This window comes from Arthrobacter sp. D1-29, from assembly GCF_054130585.1.
The window spans coordinates 4,871,743-4,890,288 of sequence record NZ_CP096383.1; the positions used below are offsets into that span (position 1 = coordinate 4,871,743).

Here is an 18,546-nt window from a genome sequence, read left to right on the forward strand (position 1 = left end):
GCCTAAGACGCCTGATTCTGGACGCCGTGCTGCTGAGGGAGAGATCGTGACGATTGACTGGGACGAAAAAAAGGCCCTGCTACAGGAACCGAACATCGCGGCGGTCACGCAGCTTTGCGACGAACTGATGGAAAAGAAGCCAGGGTCAATCGTTCCCTACATCGATCCCGTGCATGACGAGGACGAATGCCGGATCGTGAGCCTGCAGGTAAGCCCCGGCAAGGGCACCGAGTCCGGGTTCATCTCCCACTACAACGACGACGAAGCCGCGCGCCGGGCCACCCAGATCTACGAACTCGCAGAGCTTGATCCCCGCTACGTCATGCCGTGGAACGCCTACCCCTGGATCCGGGATCCGGACCTTCCCTCCGCATTGAATGTCCAGGAGAAGACAGACGGCCTGCGCCCCTTCCGCCAGTTCCTGAAAATCAACCGCCGCGTCTCCGCCGTCATCGCCCACGGCACGGACGCCTCTACGTTCCTGACCCTCTTCGAGAAGACGTACCACTCCTCGCTCAAGAACAGCGGTATCAAGATCTACAAGGCCAGCGCCCTGGGCGGCCGGGCCTTCGCCGTCTCCGAAGCCAAGCAGGAGGACCTCCTGGCCAAGAGCGTGGAGATCTACCGGGACGCCATGCAGCGGGCCGGAATCCAGCACCTCTAGCCTCCTCGAGATGGCAGTTCACGGCAGTTCCGGGGCCTGACACTACCGCCAAGTGTCATCTCGTAAAAGCATGCTTGAGGCAATCCCAAAAATCACCCTTCCAGCAGCCTCCGCCGGTGCTTCAGCTCCTTGACCCACGATCTGGTGACCAGATCGGGAAACGGTGAGCCGCCGTCGTCGTCCCCTTCCTCCGCGTTCACGCCGGTGAAGGCGCGGCCTGCCTCGAGGTCTGGAATCAGCGGTCCGGACGCCGTCAATACGAGCGCCAGCACGTGGGCCGCTGCACGCTCCGTCAGCCCAAGTTCGGTGGCCCAGGCCAGAAAGTGCCGCCGGGAGATCCCGCTGCGTTTTCCGCCCAGCGTCAGTGCCAGTGTTTTGTCCCCGTAGACCACCGTGGAGGGGATGTCATACACGGGTGCAATGGTCCACTCCCCCTCCGGATGCTGAACCATGGAGACGTTCTTTGCGTGCAGGTCACCGTTGCCCGTGAGCCAGGCAAAAGCGGCCTGGAGCGCCAGGTTACGGAGCGCCGGGAGGGGCGCAGAGCAGTATTCGGCCAAGGCGTGGACTACCTGCCCGTAGCCCACGTTGTATTTGTCCGCGGGGTAGAGCCGGAGCACTTGGGCCGCGTCCTCCACGGCCAGGCGCTGGATATCAGGTCCGTCGACTGCCGGCCCTGCCGCTGCTGCCTGTCCTCCCCCTGCTGCCGGGACCCTGTCAAAGCGTTCCACCAGCAGGCCGGGCCTGCCGGCCACATCGCGGATCAGCCGGACCCTGCTGAGCGGGATCCGCAGCCTTGCAGCGTAGCGGAACATGACCAGCTCGTTTTCCACCACATGGGGAAATTCGGGGGCGTTGAGCTTGAGGATGAAGCGTTTGCCTGCACTGGCCACCGGCAATGAAATCATCCCGGCGGAGAGCTTGTCCTGCACCCCGGCGAGGGCTACTGGATCAATCAGGTCCGGATTGCCCAGCAGTTCGTCGAAGTCCACGGGCTGCCGGGTGTCCAGCTCTACCGCATGCTCGTCAGGATCCAGCCGCTCACCGTGCCCGACGATCTGGACATCTCCCACCGGGTTGGCGCCTGCCGCAATCAGCAGGGAGAGATCATCATCAATACTGGTTTTGACGGACCGCCGCAGCGCGTTGAGCCGGCGCCCCTCGGGGAGCAGGCCGGTGAAGTAGCTGAAGCGCGTACCGCCGTCATGCCTCTCCAGCCGCGCAGCCAGCACGCCTGCCTTGTAGATATCCGCGACCCGGTGCTTCATGGTTTGGACTCGCCGTCCCTGGCCTGAGTGGCGAGGGCGTGGGCGGCCTTGCCGGGCCGGGCGGCCAGCCGGAGCTCCAGCCCAAGGGTTTCAAGTACAGCAGTCAGCGAATCCAGCTGGATGCTTGGTTTTCCCTGCTCCACGAACCGGACGAAGCGTTCGGACACACCCGCCATGTCGGCAAGATCCTGCTGGGTGAGTCCCAGCCTTCCCCGCCGGGCCCGGACCTCTGCTGCCAGGAGGGCACTGATGGGTTCTGCCACGATGCTCCAATAGTTCGATTGGGTACGATCGTTCCGATCTCTGGTGGTGAGTAGAGTCTACGCTCACGTCCATCCAGTCGGAAGGGGAAGATCGGAACGAACGTACCGCTTAGAGTCTTGAGTTGCGTTCCCGCGAAACCGTCAGCGCAGCCAGCGCAGCGACGGACTCTTGATCATGCCGGCCCATTGCCGGCCAAGGCCAAACGTGTCCCCCGCGCGCACGGCGGCAAGGGCGATGATGACAGCAGCGTAGATAACGTGTTCGTCAATGACGGGATTGCTCTTGAGCGGGAGGGAAGACAGCCACATCAGGGCCAAAAGGATGGTGCCGCCTGCGGCCGCGGTGCGGAGCGCGATGCCCAACACCAGCGCGGTTCCCAAACCAAGGAGTCCAAGCATAAACGCCCAATCCACGATGGCGGCTCCAGCTAGCGCCTGAAAGGTGCCGGAGAACGCTCCGTCCAGACTCCCGAGATAGCCAGTCGTGGGTGAGCCGCCGGCGATCCAGGCTTTCTGCGGCAGCGTTGCGAAACCAAGTCCGAACGTTTTGTCCAGAAATGCCCAGAGAAAGACTGTCCCCAGCAGAATGCGAACCACCGCAAGAGAGCGCACTCCGGGCCCGGGAGCCGGGGTTGCGCTGCGTGAAGCCGGCCGGGTCAAAGGTCTTTCGCGTTGCGCTTCCTCTGCTGTTTGCTGCCTGGTCTGCATGTGTTCTCCTTCATCCTGAACGGTGTTTACTCACGTCCCCCTGATAAGTAGCAGGCAAAATTCGGGCCCGGTCAATCCTTGCGTAATTTAAGTCATAGAAGAAGTCAATTTGTTTACAGTTCTCAAGTGAATATCCGCTGGTCCGGCAAGCTGCACAGATCCGCTGACTCTGGCTCGGCGGTGGGAATCTTCCCTGCAAGTGGCGAACTGGCGGGCATCAGCGGGATAATTTAAGTACCCAGAGAAAGAGAATCTGAAGGAACCAGCAGGCATGTTTGCTGCGGCGATCCCACGCCCGGTGGAGCGCCTCGATGGGTACCTGCCCATCGAGGATCATGGTCTCATCGGCGACGGTTCCACCTGTGCCCTGGTAGGGCGCGATGGTGCAATTTCCTGGCTCTGCCTCCCTGAATTCGACAGTCCCCCGTTCTTGGCAGGGCTTTTGGATATGGACGCGGGCGGGCTTTTCGAGATCGTCCCGGTGCCTCTGCACTCGTCGGCGCAAAGGTACACGGAAGACTCCTGCGTGCTGGTCACCTCGCTGTTCTCCGACCACGGCATGCTCCAGGTGACGGACTGCCTTACCCTTCGCTCCGGAGCGAACCTTGCCGAACCCGTCCCGGCCGGCCGGCGTGAGCTGCTCCGCCAGGCGCGGGCAGTGGGAGGCGATGTGCGGGTCCGGGTTCGCCTGACCCCCAAGATCGGCACGAGCTTTGACAAGCTTGCCGGCGGGTGGCGGTTTGACTGGCCGGTGAACGGCACCTCGGAAGTGTACCTTTGGTCGTCGGTGGAGCTTAGGCCTGACGGCCGCGGACTCTCCGCTGACTTGACCTTGCGCGCGGGCGAAACAATCACGGTCTCCCTCCACTGGTCCGGGCGCTTCCGGCTGCGTCAACGGCCGGACGCCAGAGTGCTGATCGACCAGACCGTGAGGGGCTGGCGCCAGTGGGCGTCAGGGCTGGACTGTGAGGGATCCCAGGCCGATCTGATGAAGCGCTCGGCCCTCACGCTGAAGATGCTGGACCATGCAGAGACGGGGGCGATCATGGCCGCCGCCACGTCCTCCCTGCCCGAATGGCCCGGGGCGCCCCGCAATTGGGACTACCGCTACACCTGGGTGCGGGACGCAGCATTCTCCAACTACGTCTTCCGCCGGATTGGCGATCCCAGCGATGCCGACGTGTTCCTCGCTTGGGTCCTCACCAACGTGGAGCGCGACGGCGAGCCACACGTGATGTACGCACTGGACGGCTCCCAGCCGCCTGAAGAAGTGGAGGACCCGGTGCTGCGCGGCTACCGGGGATCCTCCCCCGTACGTTGGGGAAATGGCGCCAGGCACCAGGCCCAGCACGATGTCTACGGAGAAATCGTGGACGTTGCCTACCAGTGGTCCAACAGCGGGCAGCCAGTGGACCGCCAGCTTTGGGCTGCCCTGACTCCTATCGTCGAGGCCGCCATCAGGAGCTGGAGAAGCCCGGACAGCGGGCCGTGGGAAGTCAGGAGCACCGGCCGGCCCTTCACCTATTCGGCAGCGATGTGCCACGTGGCCATCGACCGCGCTATCCGGATCGCCCGGCGACACAAGCTGCCGTATCCGAAACGGCGCTGGGAGGCGGCCGCGAGGGAGATTCACAACGCCACCCTTGGATTGTCCTGGAATGAGGATAAGGGAACCTTCACTGAACACCTCGGCGGCGCCGGTGGCCTTGACGCCGCCCTGCTGACGCTCCCCGTCCGGAACGTCATTTCGTTCAGTGACCCCAGGATGGTCGCCACCACCAAAGCCATCGCTGCCAACCTGGACGCCGGCGACGGACTGCTTTTCCGCTACCTGCCGTCGGAATCCCCGGACGGCCTCCCGGGCGGCGAAGGCGCTTTCCTCCTGTGCAGCTTCTGGCTGGTGGACAACTTGGCAGGGCAAGGACGTGTGGATGAGGCGCACGAGCTCTACGAATCCCTCTGCAGGCGGGCGAACCCCCTGGGACTGTTTCCCGAGCAGATCCATCCTGACACCGGGGAGTTCCTGGGGAACTTTCCGCAGGCCTTCAGCCACGTCGGCGTGCTGGCCAGCGGCCTGCGGCTCCTCAAAGCCCAGCAGCGCCGGCGCAGTGCCGAGGCTTCGTGAAGGCGGCCGAAACGAGGGTCCGCTCCGCTGCCCGCAGCCCTGATCTGTCCCGCAAATAGAACCTCCGCCCTTTCGCTAGCTCCCGCGTGTTGACAGCGCCTGTGACCCGTGCCATATTTTAAGCGTGAACCTGTCAGACAGCCGGACAGCAGGACAGCCTGCAGAGTCCGCAAGCAGCCAGCCCCCCGCTCAGGGGCTCCCCGGGGGAATGGCCCAGCCCTTGGCCCGGCTCAGTGCCGCCGAGGCAGTGTTCAATGCCATCCGTGCCGATATCGAGTCAGGCAAGGTAGCTGTAGGCGGCAAACTCAGCTCGGAAGCCACGCTTTCGCAGCAATATGGGGTAAGCCGCTCCGTCATCCGGGAAGCCTTGCGCTCCTGCACCGCCTTGGGCCTCACCGTCACCAAAACTGGCAAGGGCACCTTTGTGGTGGCCAACAAGGTGGCCAACGACCTCACATTGGGGCAGTACTCCGCCCGGGACCTCAACGAGGCCCGGCCCCACATCGAAGTGCCGGCTGCAGGGCTGGCCGCCCAGCGCCGCACCGATGAGGAACTGGAGACCCTCCGGCAGCTTGTGGCGGCAATGTCCACGGAATCCGATCCGGAATCGTGGGTTGCCCTGGACTCCAGCTTCCACGCGGCCATAGCGTTTGCCAGCCGCAACAAGGTCTTTGCCAGTGTGGTCGCAGAAATCAGGGGCGCCCTGGAGTTCCAATCCGAAACCCTGAACATGGTGGCTGACCGCCAGCACGCCTCAGACGTGGAGCATCAGAAGATTCTCGATGCCATCGAAGCAGGCTCCGCCGAAGAGGCAAGCGCCGCGATGGCTGAGCACCTGCACGCCGTGGGCCTCGCCCTCGAGTCCATCCTGAACAAGTAACCGTTACCCCTAGGACCACATGCCAACCCCCGCATTTTCCGCTGCCCAGAAGGCTGCCCGCACCGACGTCGGGCCTCTCGACGTGACTGGCACTGCGTCCGGCGCCGTGCCTGACGCCCTGACCGCAGAAGCGGCACCGGCAGCCCAAGATCTGCCGCAGCACGCCGCACTGGCGGTTGCCGTCCGCGACGGCCTGGTGGAAAGCGTGCACTACGGCTCGGTCATTGCCACCGCCCCGGATGGTTCGATCCTCGCGGCGGCCGGCGATCCCCTGGCCCCCTTCTATCCGCGTTCCTCACTCAAGCCGCTGCAGGCCGTAGCTATGGTCCGGGCCGGGCTGGAACTCCCGGCCGATTTGCTGGCCCTGGCCGCAGCCAGCCACTCCGGTGCTGCCAAGCACCGCGACGGCGCCCTGCGGATCCTGGAGCAGCACGGCCTCACGGCCAGCGACCTGGAAAACAGCACGGACCTCCCCTACGGCATCAATGAACGCGAAGAATGGCTCCGTTCCGGAGGTCGGCCAACCCAGCTCACCCAGAATTGCTCCGGCAAGCACGCCGCCATGGCCGCCACGTGCGTCATTAACGGCTGGCCTGTGCGCGGCTACCTTGAACCGTCCCACCCGCTGCAGCAGCTCGTGGCCCAAACCATTATCGAGTTGACCGGTGAGCAGCCGTTCGCCCTCAGCACGGACGGCTGCGGCACCCCTCTCCTGGCCTTGACCCTCCGCGGCATGGCGCGCGCCTTCGGCCGAATCGGCCGGGCCAGCGCCGCTGCCGGAAGCACGGGGAGGGACAGCAGCACACCCGGCGACGGCGGGACCCTGCCGCTGACAGCAGAAGCCACCGTTGGCCGTGCCATCCAGCAGCACCCTGACATGGTGGCCGGCGACCACCGGGACGTCACCGAACTGATGCACCTGCTGCCCGGCACCGTAGCCAAAGACGGTTTTGAGGGGATTCAGCTGGTGGGCCTGCCGGACGGCCGGGCCGTTGCCGTAAAAATCGCCGACGGCGCCGACCGCGCACGGATGCCCGTCACCGTGCGCGTCCTCAAGGCGCTGGGCGAGGACACCGCGTCCCTCGCCGGCATTGCCAGTGCACCCGTGCTGGGTGGAGGCCGCCAGGTAGGGCGGCTGCTGTCCACTGATTTTTTGTCCACGCCTGTCAAAGAAGCCGCGTGAGGACCCCCATGACCACCCCCGATACCAGTAACGCCATCAAGGCCGCAGCCTCAACAAGGGCAGCGGACGGCATGGCGGCAAACTCCGCTGAGGAAAAGAAAGTGTCTACGCGTTCCGAGCATGATCTGCTCGGTGACCGGGACGTCCCGGCGGAGGCCTACTGGGGCGTGCATACCCTGCGCGCGGTGGAAAATTTCCCCATCACCGGCCAGCCGCTGTCCTCGAACATGCACCTGGTCCGCGGCCTGGCCGCGGTCAAACAGGCCGCGGCCCGCACCAACCTTGAACTCGGGCTCCTGGACCCCGAACGCGCCGCCGCGATCGAACAGGCCTGCACCGACGTGATCAACGGCCACTACGCTGACCAGTTCGTCGTGGACGTCATCCAGGGCGGCGCCGGGACCTCCTCAAACATGAACGCCAACGAGGTCATCGCCAACCGCGCCCTGCAAATCCTGGGCCACCCCAAAGGCGAATACACCCGCCTGCACCCCAACGACCACGTCAACCTCTCCCAGTCCACCAACGACGTCTACCCCACCGCCGTGAAACTGGGCACCATCTTCGCCGTCAAGGAACTCCTCGCCGCGCTCGAAGAACTCGAAGAAGCCTTCGCCGCCAAAGCCCTGGAATTCCGCACCATCGTCAAAATGGGCCGCACCCAACTCCAGGACGCCGTGCCCATGACCCTGGGCCAGGAATTCGGCACCTACGCCATCACCATCGGCGAAGACCGGCTCCGGCTCGCCGAAGCAAACCTGCTCATCCACGAAATCAACCTCGGCGCCACCGCCATCGGCACCGGCCTGAACGCCCCCGCCGGCTACACCGAAGCCGCCTGCCGCCACCTCGCCCACATCACCGGCCTGCCCCTGATCACCGCCCCGGACCTGATCGAAGCCACCCAGGACGTCGGCGCGTTCGTCCACCTCTCCGGCGTCCTCAAACGCGTCGCCGTGAAACTCTCCAAAACCTGCAACGACCTGCGCCTGCTCTCCTCCGGCCCACGCGCCGGCCTCGGCGAAATCAACCTCCCCGCCGTCCAGTCCGGCTCCTCCATCATGCCCGGCAAGATCAACCCCGTCATCCCCGAAGTAGTCTCCCAGGTCGCCTACGAAGTGATCGGCAACGACGTCACCATCACCATGGCCGCCGAAGCCGGACAACTCCAACTCAACGCCTTCGAACCCATCATCGTCCACAGCCTCCACAAGAGCATCTCCCACCTCCAGGCAGCCTGCACCACCCTCACCGCACGCTGCATCCGAGGCATCACCGCCAACACCGAACACCTACGCCTGACCGTGCAACAATCCATCGGCCTGGTCACCGCACTAAACCCGCACCTGGGCTACACCACGGCCACCGCCATCGCCCAGGAAGCACTCGCCACCGGCAAAGGCGTCGCCGAACTCGTCCTCGAACACGGACTGCTCACCGACGCGCAGCTCCAGGAACTCCTCAGCCCCGAACGCCTGGCAAACCTCACCAAACGCGCCACCCAGCAATAGTCCCCACCTGATAGTCCCCAGCCCAAGAGAAAAAGGACTCCCGTGACACAGCCCCCAGTGACCGCCCAGCAACAAGCGGCCATCTCCGACCACACCATTCCGGCGCACGCCCATGCCTCCGAAGCAGCCCTGCATCAGGAGGATGAGGGCTACCACAAGGGCCTAAAGCCCCGCCAGGTCCAGATGATCGCTATCGGCGGCGCAATCGGCACCGGCCTGTTCATGGGTGCCGGCGGCCGCCTGGCCTCCGCCGGCCCCGCCCTGATCCTCAGCTACGCAGTCTGTGGCTTCTTTGCCTTTATGATCCTCCGGGCCCTCGGCGAACTGGTCATGCACCGGCCCTCCTCCGGTTCCTTCGTTTCATATGCCCGCGAATTCTTCGGTGAGAAGGCAGCGTTCGTCACCGGCTGGCTCTACTGGCTGAACTGGGCGATGACGGCGATCGTGGACATCACCGCCGTCGCGCTTTACATGAACTTTTTCAAGAAATACGTACCGGCCATTGCCGATGTCCAGCAGTGGATCTGGGCACTGCTCGCCCTCGTTCTGGTCCTTGGCCTGAACCTGGTTTCCGTCAAGGTGTTCGGCGAGCTTGAGTTCTGGTTCGCTCTCATCAAGGTGGTTGCCCTGGTGAGCTTCCTGGTCATTGGCATCTATTTCGTCATCTTCGGCACCCCTGTGGAGGGCCAGGAAGTTGGCTTCACCCTGATCGCCGACAACGGGGGCATGTTCCCCAACGGCCTGCTGCCGGCAATCGTGGTCATGCAGGGTGTGCTGTTCGCCTACGCCTCCATCGAGCTGATCGGTACCGCCGCCGGTGAAACGGAGAACCCGGAAAAGATCATGCCCAAGGCCATCAACACTGTGGTCCTGCGTATCGCTGTGTTCTATGTCGGTTCCCTGATCCTGCTTTCGCTGCTGCTCCCGTTCACGGCGTACAAGGCCGGCGAAAGCCCGTTTGTCACCTTCTTTGGCTCCATCGGCGTGGAGGGCATCGACGCGATCATGAACCTTGTAGTGCTCACCGCGGCGCTGTCTTCGCTGAACGCCGGGCTGTACTCCACGGGACGCATCATGCGCTCCATGTCGCTGGCCGGCTCGGCGCCGAAGTTCGCCGGGCGGATGAACAAGGCCGGCGTTCCCTACGGCGGCATCGCGCTGACCGCAGTGGTGGCTGTCCTTGGTGTGGTCCTCAATGCGATCGTCCCGGCGGAAGCATTCGAGATTGTCCTGAACGTCGCCTCGCTGGGCATCATCAGCACCTGGGCCATGATCGTCCTGTGCCAGATGCAGCTGGCTAAGCTCGCCAAGCGGGGAGAGGTGCTGCGCCCGGCCTTCCGGATGCCCGGCGCCCCGGTAACGGGCTGGCTTACCCTCGCTTTCCTTGCCGCGGTGCTGGTCATGATGGCCTTTGACTCCCCGGCCGGGACCTGGACTGTCGCTTCGCTGGTGGTCATCATTCCGGCCCTGATGCTCGGCTGGTACCTCTGCCGCGACCGCGTCCTGGAAATCGCCTCGATCCGCGACGGCCACACCGGACCTTACCCCCTGGTGGCCAACCGGCCGGCCCCCGGTACGGGCAAGGACGGCAAGTAACACCTGCCGCACCCTCTTCAGGTAGCGCCCGACGGCGGCACACGGTTCTGTTTTCACGGAACCCGGGTGCCGCCGTCGCGGTTTCTGCTAAACATCAGATGTATGCCGCTAAGATGAGTCCCATGGCAGTCACTGATGAAGCGATCGGCAAGATTAAGGAGATGCTCCTTCGGGGCGAACTCAGGGCCGGCGACCGCCTGCCTCCGGAGAAGGAGCTCAGCGACCGGCTGGGCCTCTCACGGAGCTCCCTGCGCGAGGCAGTCAAGGCGTTGGAGCTCATCAAGGTCCTGGACGTGAGGCGCGGGGATGGCACGTATGTCACCAGCCTGGATGCGAAGCTGCTCAATGAGGCCGTGGCTTTTGTGGTGGAACTCCATCAGGACAAGTCCATCCTTGAACTCTTCGAGGTCCGACGTATCCTCGAACCCGCCACCGCCTTTATCGCCACGGGAAAAATCGGCGCCACCGAACTCCTTGAACTCAGCGCCACCATGGAGGGCATCGACGAGAACACGGACGTGGAGGAACTGGTCGCCCATGACTTGGAGTTTCACCGCATTATCAGCAGGGCGGCGGGCAACGCGTATCTGGAAAGCCTGCTGGATGCCCTTTCCGGCAGCACGGTGCGCGCCCGCATCTGGCGCGGGCTCACGCAGGAGCGGGCGGTTGCGCACACGCTTGCCGAGCACAAGGCCATTGCCGATGCCCTGGAACGCGGCGACGCGGAACTTGTCAGGGCCCTGGTGACCGTGCACATCAGTGGTGTGGAGAGCTGGCTGCGGCAGGCACTCTAAAGGCAGGCACTCTAAACAGGGAACAGAAATGGCCCGCTGCTTCAGCAGCGGGCCATTCCCATCCTGTCAGCCTGCGCCGGCCGGCAGATGCTGCCGGCCTGACGGGCTGGCCAAGACCTACTGGTAGAGGTTCGGTTTAATCTTCTCCGAGTCAATGTTCGTGGCGTCGTACCAGTAGAACCCGGTATCCACCACCTTCTCCAGCTTGTCGCCCTTGATCGCGGCCACGGCAGCCTTCACGGTTTCGTAGCCGATTCCCACCGGGTTCTGCGTCACGGCACCGGCCATCAGCCCGGACCGGATGGCGTCGATCTGGGCTTTGCCGGAATCGAAGCCAACAATGGTCAGCTTGCCCTTGAGGCCAAGTTCCTCCACAGCCTTGACCACGCCGATGGCCGAACCCTCATTGGTGCCGTACATGCCCTTGAGGTTGGGGTTGGCCGTCACAATGGCCTTGGCGGCATCGGCGGAGAGGAGCTGATCGCCGCCGGCATACTGGATGGCCACGATCTTGATTTCCGGGTGGTTCTTCTCGATGTATTCCTTGAAACCGTCCCGCCGGTCCGTACCCGACTTGGACGTCTGGTCGTGGCCGATGATGGCGATCTCACCCTTGCCGCCAATGAGCTCGGCAAGGTGTTTGGCGGCCTCCGCAGCGGCAGCCTTGTTGTCCGTGGATGCCGTGGTGACGGGAATGTCCGAGTCGACGCCGGAGTCGAAGGCAACCACCGGGATGTTCTTGCCCTTGGCCTGTTCCAGCAGCGGCGTGGCTGCCTGTGAGTCGAGGGCAGCAAAACCGATGGCGGCCGGCGATTTGCCCAGGGCGGTGGTCAGCATCTGGATCTGCTGGTCCACGTCCTTCTCAGTGTTGGGACCCTCGAAGCTGACTTCGACGTCGAACTCCTTGGCGGCCTGGTCAGCGCCCTGCTTCACGGCCTGCCAGAACTGGTGCTGGAACCCCTTGGAAACGATGGCGATGTAAGGCTTGGCTCCGCCGGCGGCAGTTCCGGCCGGCGTTCCTGCCGGTGCCTCGCAGCCGGCGATTGCCACCACGCCCAGCGCCAGGCCGGACAAGGTGAGGAAACTGCGGCGATCAAAAGTGGGCTTGTTCATTCGTGAAAACTCCGTTGTTTTTGATGGGGAATGGAGAGGGTTGGGGGATGGTGCGTTGCCGGGGAATGCCGTCCGGCGGCGGCGGGAGGCGCTACGTGGCAGCCTCCTTCCGGCGAAGCATGTCCAGGTAGACGGCCACCAGGATCACAACGCCGATGGCCACGTTCTGCCACTCCTGCGGCACCGAGATGACCCGCAGGCCATTGGTGAGGACGGACATGATGAGGGCACCAATCACCGTTCCCACGATGGAGCCCTTGCCTCCGGCCAGGGAGGTTCCACCGATCACGACGGCGGCAATCGCCTGGAGCTCATATCCCATGCCCTGCCCGGGCTGGGCGGAGTTAAGCCGGGCAGCGATGATGACACCGGCCAGCCCAGTGAAGGCGCCCGCCGCGGTGTAGATCCAGAGCTTCCAGCTGCGGACGTTGATGCCGGACAGTGCCGTTGCCTCCTCGTTTGATCCGATGGAGAAGGTGTAGCGGCCCAGGAGGGTCTTGCTCATCACCACGCCCGCCACGGTGGCCACGGCGAAGAAGATGAACACAGCGTTTGGAATCACCAGTCCGACGATCGGCTTACCGAGGGCGAGGTTGGAAAAGCCTTCGGTCCCGGTGAAGTAGATGGGCTTGGTTCCCGAGACCACCAGCGCCATGCCCTGGGCCACCAGCATGGTTGCCAGTGTGGCGATGAAGGGCGGAATTTTCAGGAACGAGATGAGGAAGCCGTTCACCGCCCCGATCAGCGCACCCATCAGGATGCCGCCCACCACCCCGGCCCACAGCGGCAGGCCCAGGTAGGTCAGCACCACGCCCACCATCACCGAGCACAGACTCATTCCGGTGCCCACCGAAAGGTCGATGCCGCCCGTGATGATGACAAACGTGGCGCCAAGCGCCAGCAGTCCGATGACAACGGTGGAGAGGAGGATGTCCGAGAGGTTGCCGGGCAGCAGGAACCGTGAATTCATGGCTCCAAAGAAAACCACCAGGACAATCAGCGAGCCGAAGGCCAGGAGCTGCTGCAGGGAGGAGCGAAGCCGCAGGCTAAGGCCGTTTCCCCGTGTGGGCTGGGACTTCGCCGTCAGCACCGTGGATTCTTTCGGTGTGGGGGTTTGTACGATGCTCATGAGGTTGGTGCTCCTGTGGTGATGGAGACCCGTCGGGTGGCGAGCTCCATGATGTTTTCCTGGGTGGCTTCGGCGTTGGTGAGGAAGCCGGTGATTCGCCCTTCGCACATGACGGCGATCCGATGGGACAGGCGCAGGACTTCGGGAAGTTCCGAGGAGATCATGATGATCGCCTTGCCCTCAGCTGCGAGTTCGTTCAGCAGTTTGTAGATTTCGTCCTTGGCGCCCACGTCAATGCCGCGGGTGGGCTCGTCAAAGATGAGGATGTCACAGTCCTTGACGAGCCATTTGGCGATAACCACCTTCTGCTGGTTGCCGCCGGAAAGATTCCGGGCCAGCTGCTTGATGGACGGCGTCTTGATCCGAAGCTTCCGCGAGTATTCGTCGGCCGTGCGGCGCAGGGACCCGTCATTGATGAATCCCGCCGTCGAATTTTTTGCCAGCGAGGAGAGCATAATGTTCTCCTTGACGTCGCGTTCCAGGAGCAGGCCAAGATGCTTCCGGTCCTCGGAGAGGTAGCCGATTCCCAGTTTCGCGGCGGCCGCCGGGTTAGGAATCCGCGCGTCGGCCCCGTTCACCTGCAGCTGCCGGAAGCTGGCTTTGTCCGCGCCCACCAGGGCCCTGGCAACCTCCGTCCGGCCGGCGCCCATCAGCCCGGCGAACCCGAGGATCTCGCCCCGGCGCAGCTCAAAGCTGACGTCCTTCAGCAGGGACGGAGTGGACAGCCCGGCAACAGCCAGGACGACGTCGTCAGCACGGTGTGTTTCTTCGGCCGCCGGCCGCTGTTCGCCGGAGATGGAACGGCCCACCATCAGCGAGATGACCTCCCGCATGGTGCTCGCCGCGGTATCCACGGTGTCCACATATTCGCCGTCGCGGATAACGGTGATGCGCTGGGAAATCTGCTTGAGCTCATCCATTCGGTGAGAAATGTAGATGACGCCGGTGTCAGATGAAACAAAGCCGCGGATCAGTTCGTGCAGGGTGGCCACCTCGGCGTCATTGAGGGCGGCTGTGGGCTCGTCCATGATGATCACCTTGGAGTCATGGCTCAAGGCCTTGGCGATCTCCACCATCTGCTGCTTTGCCACTGTCAGGTCCCCGCAGCGCTCCCGGGGGTCCAGTTTGAGGCTCATCCGGTCAAACAGGTCCTGGGTTTTCCGGTTCAGGGCGCGCTCGCTGAGGATCCCATAGTGCCGGGGTTCGCGGCCAATGTAGATGTTCTGGGCCACCGTCAGGTCCGGCATCAGGTTGAACTCCTGATGGATGATGCTGATGCCCAGTTCCTGCGCGTGCTTTGGTCCGGCCGGCGTAAAGGCCACGCCGTTGAGCTCGAAGGTTCCCTGGTCGGGAACGTAGATGCCGGAGAGCAGCTTCATGAGCGTTGACTTGCCCGCACCGTTTTCGCCTACCAGCGCCAGCACTTCACCGTGCCGAAGGTCCAACTGCATGTTGTGCAAAGCCCTGACCCCGGGGAATGTCTTGCCCACCCCGCGCACGGATAACAGCGTTGTTTGATCCGCGGTCATGCTCTCACCTCATCTTCCTTGCTTGTTGTTGCCGATTCCGGCATGTCTTCTGTGTGCTGCGTCCCGTAGATGTGCCGCGCCGTGGCTTCGAGGAAAGCGTGCTTACCTGCAGCATCAAGCTCCTCCGCCAGCTCCAGCAACACATCCAATGTGCGTTGATACGGTGCCCCGAGCATGCTGACCGGCCAGTCCATCCCGATCATGAGCCTTTCGGGCCCAAAGTTTGCCAGGGCCTCGTCCCAGGCCGGGCGCAGCGTCTCGGCTGTATATTCCGTTCCCGGCATGTACAGGCCGGATACTTTTGCCACTGTATTGGGCAACCCGGCCAAGGCCCGGAACTCCCGGCGCCAGCGGTCCAGACCCTGGTTTGCTTCAGCGCCTGCTTCAGGTCCGCCGTTGGCTCCGATGGGCGGCTTGCCCAGGTGATCCAGCACAACTGTCAGCTCCGGAAGGTCGCGGGCCAGATCTGCGGCCGGGCCCAGATGCCGGGGAAAGGCATCGGGAATGTCCAGTGTCAGGCCCCGGTCGGCCACCAGCCGCAAAGACTCGCGGACCTCCGGAAGCTCCAGGAAGTTGTCCCGTGGATCGTCATGGATCAGGTGGCGGACGCCCCGGAACTTGGGGTTCCGGGCAAACCGTTCCAGCGCAGCTGCTGCCTGCTCCGGATGTTCCAAAGGAATCCAGCCCACGACGGCGATGACCCAGTCATTGCGGTCAGCAACGGCGAGCATGGATTCCGTGTCGGCAAGGGTGTCGTCAGCCTGCACCAGTACCGCGGCGCTGACTCCGGCATCGGAGATGGTCTGCTGGGCCTCCGCTTCCCCAAAGCTGCGAAAGAGCGCTCCATGCTGCGGTCCCAGCCACGAGTAGGGGCGCGCCGCGCCGTCCTGTTCCAGGGATCGCCCGGTTTCTAGTGGCTGGTTCGCCGACTGCAGGTCCCATAGGTGCAAGTGGGAGTCGATCATGAGGGGATCAGCTCCTGCCGCAACAGTTCTGCCCAAAGTTCGCCGGGAACTTCTTCAGCCATCCGGGCAGCGTTGTCCCGGATCTGTTCCGGGGACGTTGCCCCCACTGTCACATTGACCACGGCCGGGTGGCGCAGCCCGAACTGCAGGGCCGCCGTCGGAAGTTCCACACCAAAGCGTGCGCAGATGCCGGCGAGCTGCCGGGCACGCTCAATCTTTTCGTGCGGCGCCTGCCCATAGTTATAGTGCGCGTCATCAGGAACATCCTGCCGCGCCAGCAGTCCGGAATTGTAGGCTCCAACATTTACCACTCCTGTACCCTTTTCCACGCAGCGCTCCAGCAGCGGAACCTGCGGCTGCTCCAGCAGCGTGTAGCGTCCGGCCAGCATCACGAGGTCCAGGTTCGCGGCCTCGACGCATTCCAGCGCTGCCTCCGCCGAGTTGATCCCCACGCCGATGGCGCGAACCAGCCCTTCGGAGCGCAGCTTCTCCAGCGCAGGCAACCCGTCGCGGATGCCGGCGGCGAGATCGTGGACATCGGCGTCGTGCAGGTAGGCAATGTCCACCTGGTCCAGGCCGAGACGCTCGAGCGAGTCCTCCAGGCTTTGCCGGATACCCTGTTCTGAAAAGTCCCAGACGCGCCTGCTCAGGGCGGGCACGTCGAAGCCTTCGGGGTCGCCCGGTGCATCCTCAGCGGCATGGATATCGGGCGGCGTACCACCCGTCAGAACGCCCTGGTGCGGTACCAGAAGGCGTCCCACCTTGGTGGACAGCACAAATTCATTCCTCGGCTTTCCCCGAAGCACCCCGCCCAGCCGGCGCTCCGACAGGCCCAGTCCATAGTGGGGGGCCGTGTCGAAGTACCTGATGCCGGCCTCCCACGCTGCTTCAACGGTGGCGGTGGCCCTGGTGTCTGGCATGGCGCGGTAGAGGTTGCCGATACCCGCTCCCCCAAAGCCCAGGGCGCCGAGGGGCAGTGGCGCGTTCACGGCAGCTCCCAAACGAGCGGTATGCCGGAGTCTTGTCCGCTGTAATCGTCCTGCACTTCCAGGAGCTCGGCCATCCGCGCCTGCCAGGGGACGTTGGCTGGATGCTGGGCCAGTTCGCGGCGCATGCGCTTGTAGTCCTCCACTTCCACCAGGTGGATCAGCTCGCGGCCGCTGCGCCAGATGCGCCAGTTAACCACGCCGGCTCCCTTCAGGGCCGCCACGAGCTCCGCCGGTATGGCGTCATGGGCGTCCGCATATGCCTCGGCGGCACCCACCTTCAGCCTGGTGTGCAGGACGATGGTCTCAGGCATCAGCTGCGGCTTCTTTGAGGGGGAATTCCGGCACCAGCTCGTAACTGCCGTCAGTGGCTGATGTGGCGCTCCATTCCGCGCCGTCCGGGTAACTGTAAACAGCCAGCGTATTCCGGTGCATCTCCGCGCCGGCACCTGGTGCTAACGGTGGCCAGTAACAGCCATCGTGAACGTCCACGGGAGTGATGAAATGCTCGTGGAGGTGGTCAACGAATTCAATCATACGGCCGTCTTTGTCGGCCGAGACAGCAATGAAATCGAACATGGACAGATGCTGGACTGCCTCACAGAGGCCAACACCGCCTGCATGGGGGCAAACCCGGACACCGAACTTGGCGGCGAGCAGCAGGATCGCGATGTTCTCGTTCACACCGCCCACGCGGGCCGCGTCGATCTGGAGTACTTCCAGGGATTGCGCCTGCAGCAGCTGCTTGAACATCACCCGGTTCTGGACGTGCTCCCCGGTGGCCACGGGAATGGGCGCGACGCCCCTGGCAATGGCCGCGTGGCCCAGGATGTCGTCAGGACTGGTGGGTTCTTCAATCCAGGCGATGTCGTAGGGCGCCAGGTGACGCATCCATTCAATCGCGTCCTGCACATCCCACCGCTGGTTGGCGTCGACGGCAATTTTGATGTCTGGTCCCACCGCTTCACGGGCCACGCGGACACGGCGGAGGTCGTCCTCCAGCGAAGCGCCAACCTTCAGTTTGATCTGGCTGAAGCCATCCGCCACAGCTTCCTTGGCCAGCCGTGTCAGCTTCTGGTCGCTGTACCCGAGCCAGCCGGGCGTGGTGGTGTAGCCGGCGTAGCCTTCCTCAAGGAGGCGCGCGCGGCGCTCAGCCCTCCCCGGTTCGGCCTTACGGAGGATCTCCAGTGCCTCCTCGGGGGTGAGGGCGTCGCTGAGGTAACGGAAGTCAACCAGGGCAATGATCTCCTCAGGGCTAAGACCCGCCAGCAAGTCCCACAGCGGCAACCCGGCACGTTTGGCTTTGAGGTCCCACAGGGCGTTGACCACTGCGCCAATCGCCATGTGCATTACACCCTTTTCCGGGCCCAGCCACCGCAGCTGGGAATCGTGGGCCAGCAGCTTCCACGTGGATCCCATGTCGTCCAGCAGCTCTTCAGCGTTCCGGCCAAGGATGTGCGGGCGAAGGGCATCGATTGCAGCCGCCTCCACCTCATTTCCGCGTCCAATGGTGAAGACGAATCCATGGCCCTCGAGACCGTCCCCGGCATCAGTGCCAATGATCAGGTAGGCGGCCGAGTAATCCGGATCCGGATTCATGGCGTCGGAACCATCGAGGTCCCTGGACGTGGGGAAGCGGATGTCAAAGGTTTCTACCGCGGTAATGATGCTCACAAATGCTCCTCGTGTGCAGCCGTTGGAAGGGCCGCTTGGTGGCCGGCCAGGCAGATGATGAAGCTCCCGGGCCTGAAATCTGAGAACAACCTAAACATCGGATGTTTCACTTGTCAATGGGCTAGTTTTGCGTACTATTAGGAAAACGGCTGGAGCAA

At 63.8% G+C, this 18,546-nt stretch carries 17 protein-coding genes; 7 read left to right on the forward strand and 10 right to left on the reverse strand.

The genetic code is table 11. The features are described from left to right. Window positions 1-46 precede the first annotated feature (46 nt). Window positions 47-664: a uracil-DNA glycosylase family protein gene (locus tag M1E17_RS22195; protein ID WP_267276813.1), complete on the forward strand. Its 618-nt coding sequence runs from the start codon at window positions 47-49 to the stop codon at window positions 662-664. A 92-nt stretch (window positions 665-756) separates the two neighbouring features. Here the strand turns inward: M1E17_RS22195 and M1E17_RS22200 are convergent, their stop codons facing one another. From M1E17_RS22200 to M1E17_RS22210, 3 genes are all read right to left on the reverse strand, one after another. Then, the gene (locus M1E17_RS22200; RefSeq protein ID WP_457964215.1) at window positions 757-1,932 is read right to left on the reverse strand and encodes a type II toxin-antitoxin system HipA family toxin; all 1,176 of its coding nucleotides are present in this window, start codon (window positions 1,930-1,932) and stop codon (window positions 757-759) included. Then, complete coding sequence (locus M1E17_RS22205; protein ID WP_457964216.1) at window positions 1,929-2,195, reverse strand: helix-turn-helix transcriptional regulator; 267 nt, start codon at window positions 2,193-2,195, stop codon at window positions 1,929-1,931. The genes M1E17_RS22200 and M1E17_RS22205 overlap by 4 nt, the downstream gene beginning before the upstream one ends. 141 nt (window positions 2,196-2,336) lie before the next feature. Further along, complete coding sequence (locus M1E17_RS22210; RefSeq protein ID WP_457964218.1) at window positions 2,337-2,903, reverse strand: hypothetical protein; 567 nt, start codon at window positions 2,901-2,903, stop codon at window positions 2,337-2,339. Between the two features lie 271 nt (window positions 2,904-3,174). Here M1E17_RS22210 and M1E17_RS22215 point away from each other — a divergent pair, with 271 nt between their 5' ends. The 6 genes from M1E17_RS22215 to M1E17_RS22240 all read left to right on the forward strand — a co-directional run bounded on the left by M1E17_RS22215 (window position 3,175) and on the right by M1E17_RS22240 (window position 10,992). Continuing rightward, window positions 3,175-5,028 (forward strand): glycoside hydrolase family 15 protein, encoded by a 1,854-nt coding sequence (locus M1E17_RS22215; RefSeq protein WP_457964220.1) that lies wholly within the window; start codon window positions 3,175-3,177, stop codon window positions 5,026-5,028. Window positions 5,029-5,152: 124 nt separating this feature from the next. Continuing rightward, entirely contained in the window at window positions 5,153-5,908 is a 756-nt protein-coding gene (locus tag M1E17_RS22220; RefSeq protein WP_457964222.1) for a FadR/GntR family transcriptional regulator, read from the forward strand. A 19-nt stretch (window positions 5,909-5,927) separates the two neighbouring features. Beyond that, window positions 5,928-7,091 carry an asparaginase gene (locus M1E17_RS22225; protein WP_457964224.1) on the forward strand — a complete coding sequence of 388 codons (1,164 nt, stop codon included), beginning with the start codon at window positions 5,928-5,930 and terminating at the stop codon, window positions 7,089-7,091. A 71-nt stretch (window positions 7,092-7,162) separates the two neighbouring features. Further along, a complete protein-coding gene (locus M1E17_RS22230) occupies window positions 7,163-8,602 on the forward strand; it encodes an aspartate ammonia-lyase (RefSeq protein ID WP_457967892.1) in 1,440 nt (479 codons plus the stop codon). Window positions 8,603-8,683: 81 nt separating this feature from the next. Continuing rightward, window positions 8,684-10,198 (forward strand): amino acid permease, encoded by a 1,515-nt coding sequence (locus tag M1E17_RS22235; RefSeq protein WP_457967894.1) that lies wholly within the window; start codon window positions 8,684-8,686, stop codon window positions 10,196-10,198. 122 nt (window positions 10,199-10,320) lie between these two features. Continuing rightward, entirely contained in the window at window positions 10,321-10,992 is a 672-nt protein-coding gene (locus M1E17_RS22240) for a FadR/GntR family transcriptional regulator (protein WP_457964225.1), read from the forward strand. A 117-nt stretch (window positions 10,993-11,109) separates the two neighbouring features. Here M1E17_RS22240 and M1E17_RS22245 read toward each other — a convergent pair whose 3' ends face one another. The 7 genes from M1E17_RS22245 to M1E17_RS22275 form a co-directional block, all read right to left on the reverse strand. After that, window positions 11,110-12,105 carry a substrate-binding domain-containing protein gene (locus tag M1E17_RS22245; RefSeq protein ID WP_457964226.1) on the reverse strand — a complete coding sequence of 332 codons (996 nt, stop codon included), beginning with the start codon at window positions 12,103-12,105 and terminating at the stop codon, window positions 11,110-11,112. Window positions 12,106-12,196: 91 nt separating this feature from the next. Next, entirely contained in the window at window positions 12,197-13,234 is a 1,038-nt protein-coding gene (locus tag M1E17_RS22250; RefSeq protein ID WP_457964227.1) for an ABC transporter permease, read from the reverse strand. After that, entirely contained in the window at window positions 13,231-14,763 is a 1,533-nt protein-coding gene (locus M1E17_RS22255) for a sugar ABC transporter ATP-binding protein (protein WP_457964229.1), read from the reverse strand. Before M1E17_RS22255 ends, M1E17_RS22250 begins: the two co-directional genes overlap by 4 nt. Next, window positions 14,760-15,728: an amidohydrolase family protein gene (locus M1E17_RS22260; protein ID WP_457964230.1), complete on the reverse strand. Its 969-nt coding sequence runs from the start codon at window positions 15,726-15,728 to the stop codon at window positions 14,760-14,762. The genes M1E17_RS22255 and M1E17_RS22260 overlap by 4 nt, the downstream gene beginning before the upstream one ends. Then, on the reverse strand, window positions 15,725-16,717 hold the full coding sequence (locus M1E17_RS22265) for an aldo/keto reductase (protein ID WP_457964231.1): 993 nt from the start codon (window positions 16,715-16,717) through the stop codon (window positions 15,725-15,727). The genes M1E17_RS22260 and M1E17_RS22265 overlap by 4 nt, the downstream gene beginning before the upstream one ends. After that, window positions 16,714-17,028: an L-rhamnose mutarotase gene (locus M1E17_RS22270; RefSeq protein ID WP_457964233.1), complete on the reverse strand. Its 315-nt coding sequence runs from the start codon at window positions 17,026-17,028 to the stop codon at window positions 16,714-16,716. Before M1E17_RS22270 ends, M1E17_RS22265 begins: the two co-directional genes overlap by 4 nt. Further along, window positions 17,021-18,388 carry an L-fuconate dehydratase gene (locus M1E17_RS22275; protein ID WP_457964235.1) on the reverse strand — a complete coding sequence of 456 codons (1,368 nt, stop codon included), beginning with the start codon at window positions 18,386-18,388 and terminating at the stop codon, window positions 17,021-17,023. The genes M1E17_RS22270 and M1E17_RS22275 overlap by 8 nt, the downstream gene beginning before the upstream one ends. Window positions 18,389-18,546: the final 158 nt, after the last annotated feature.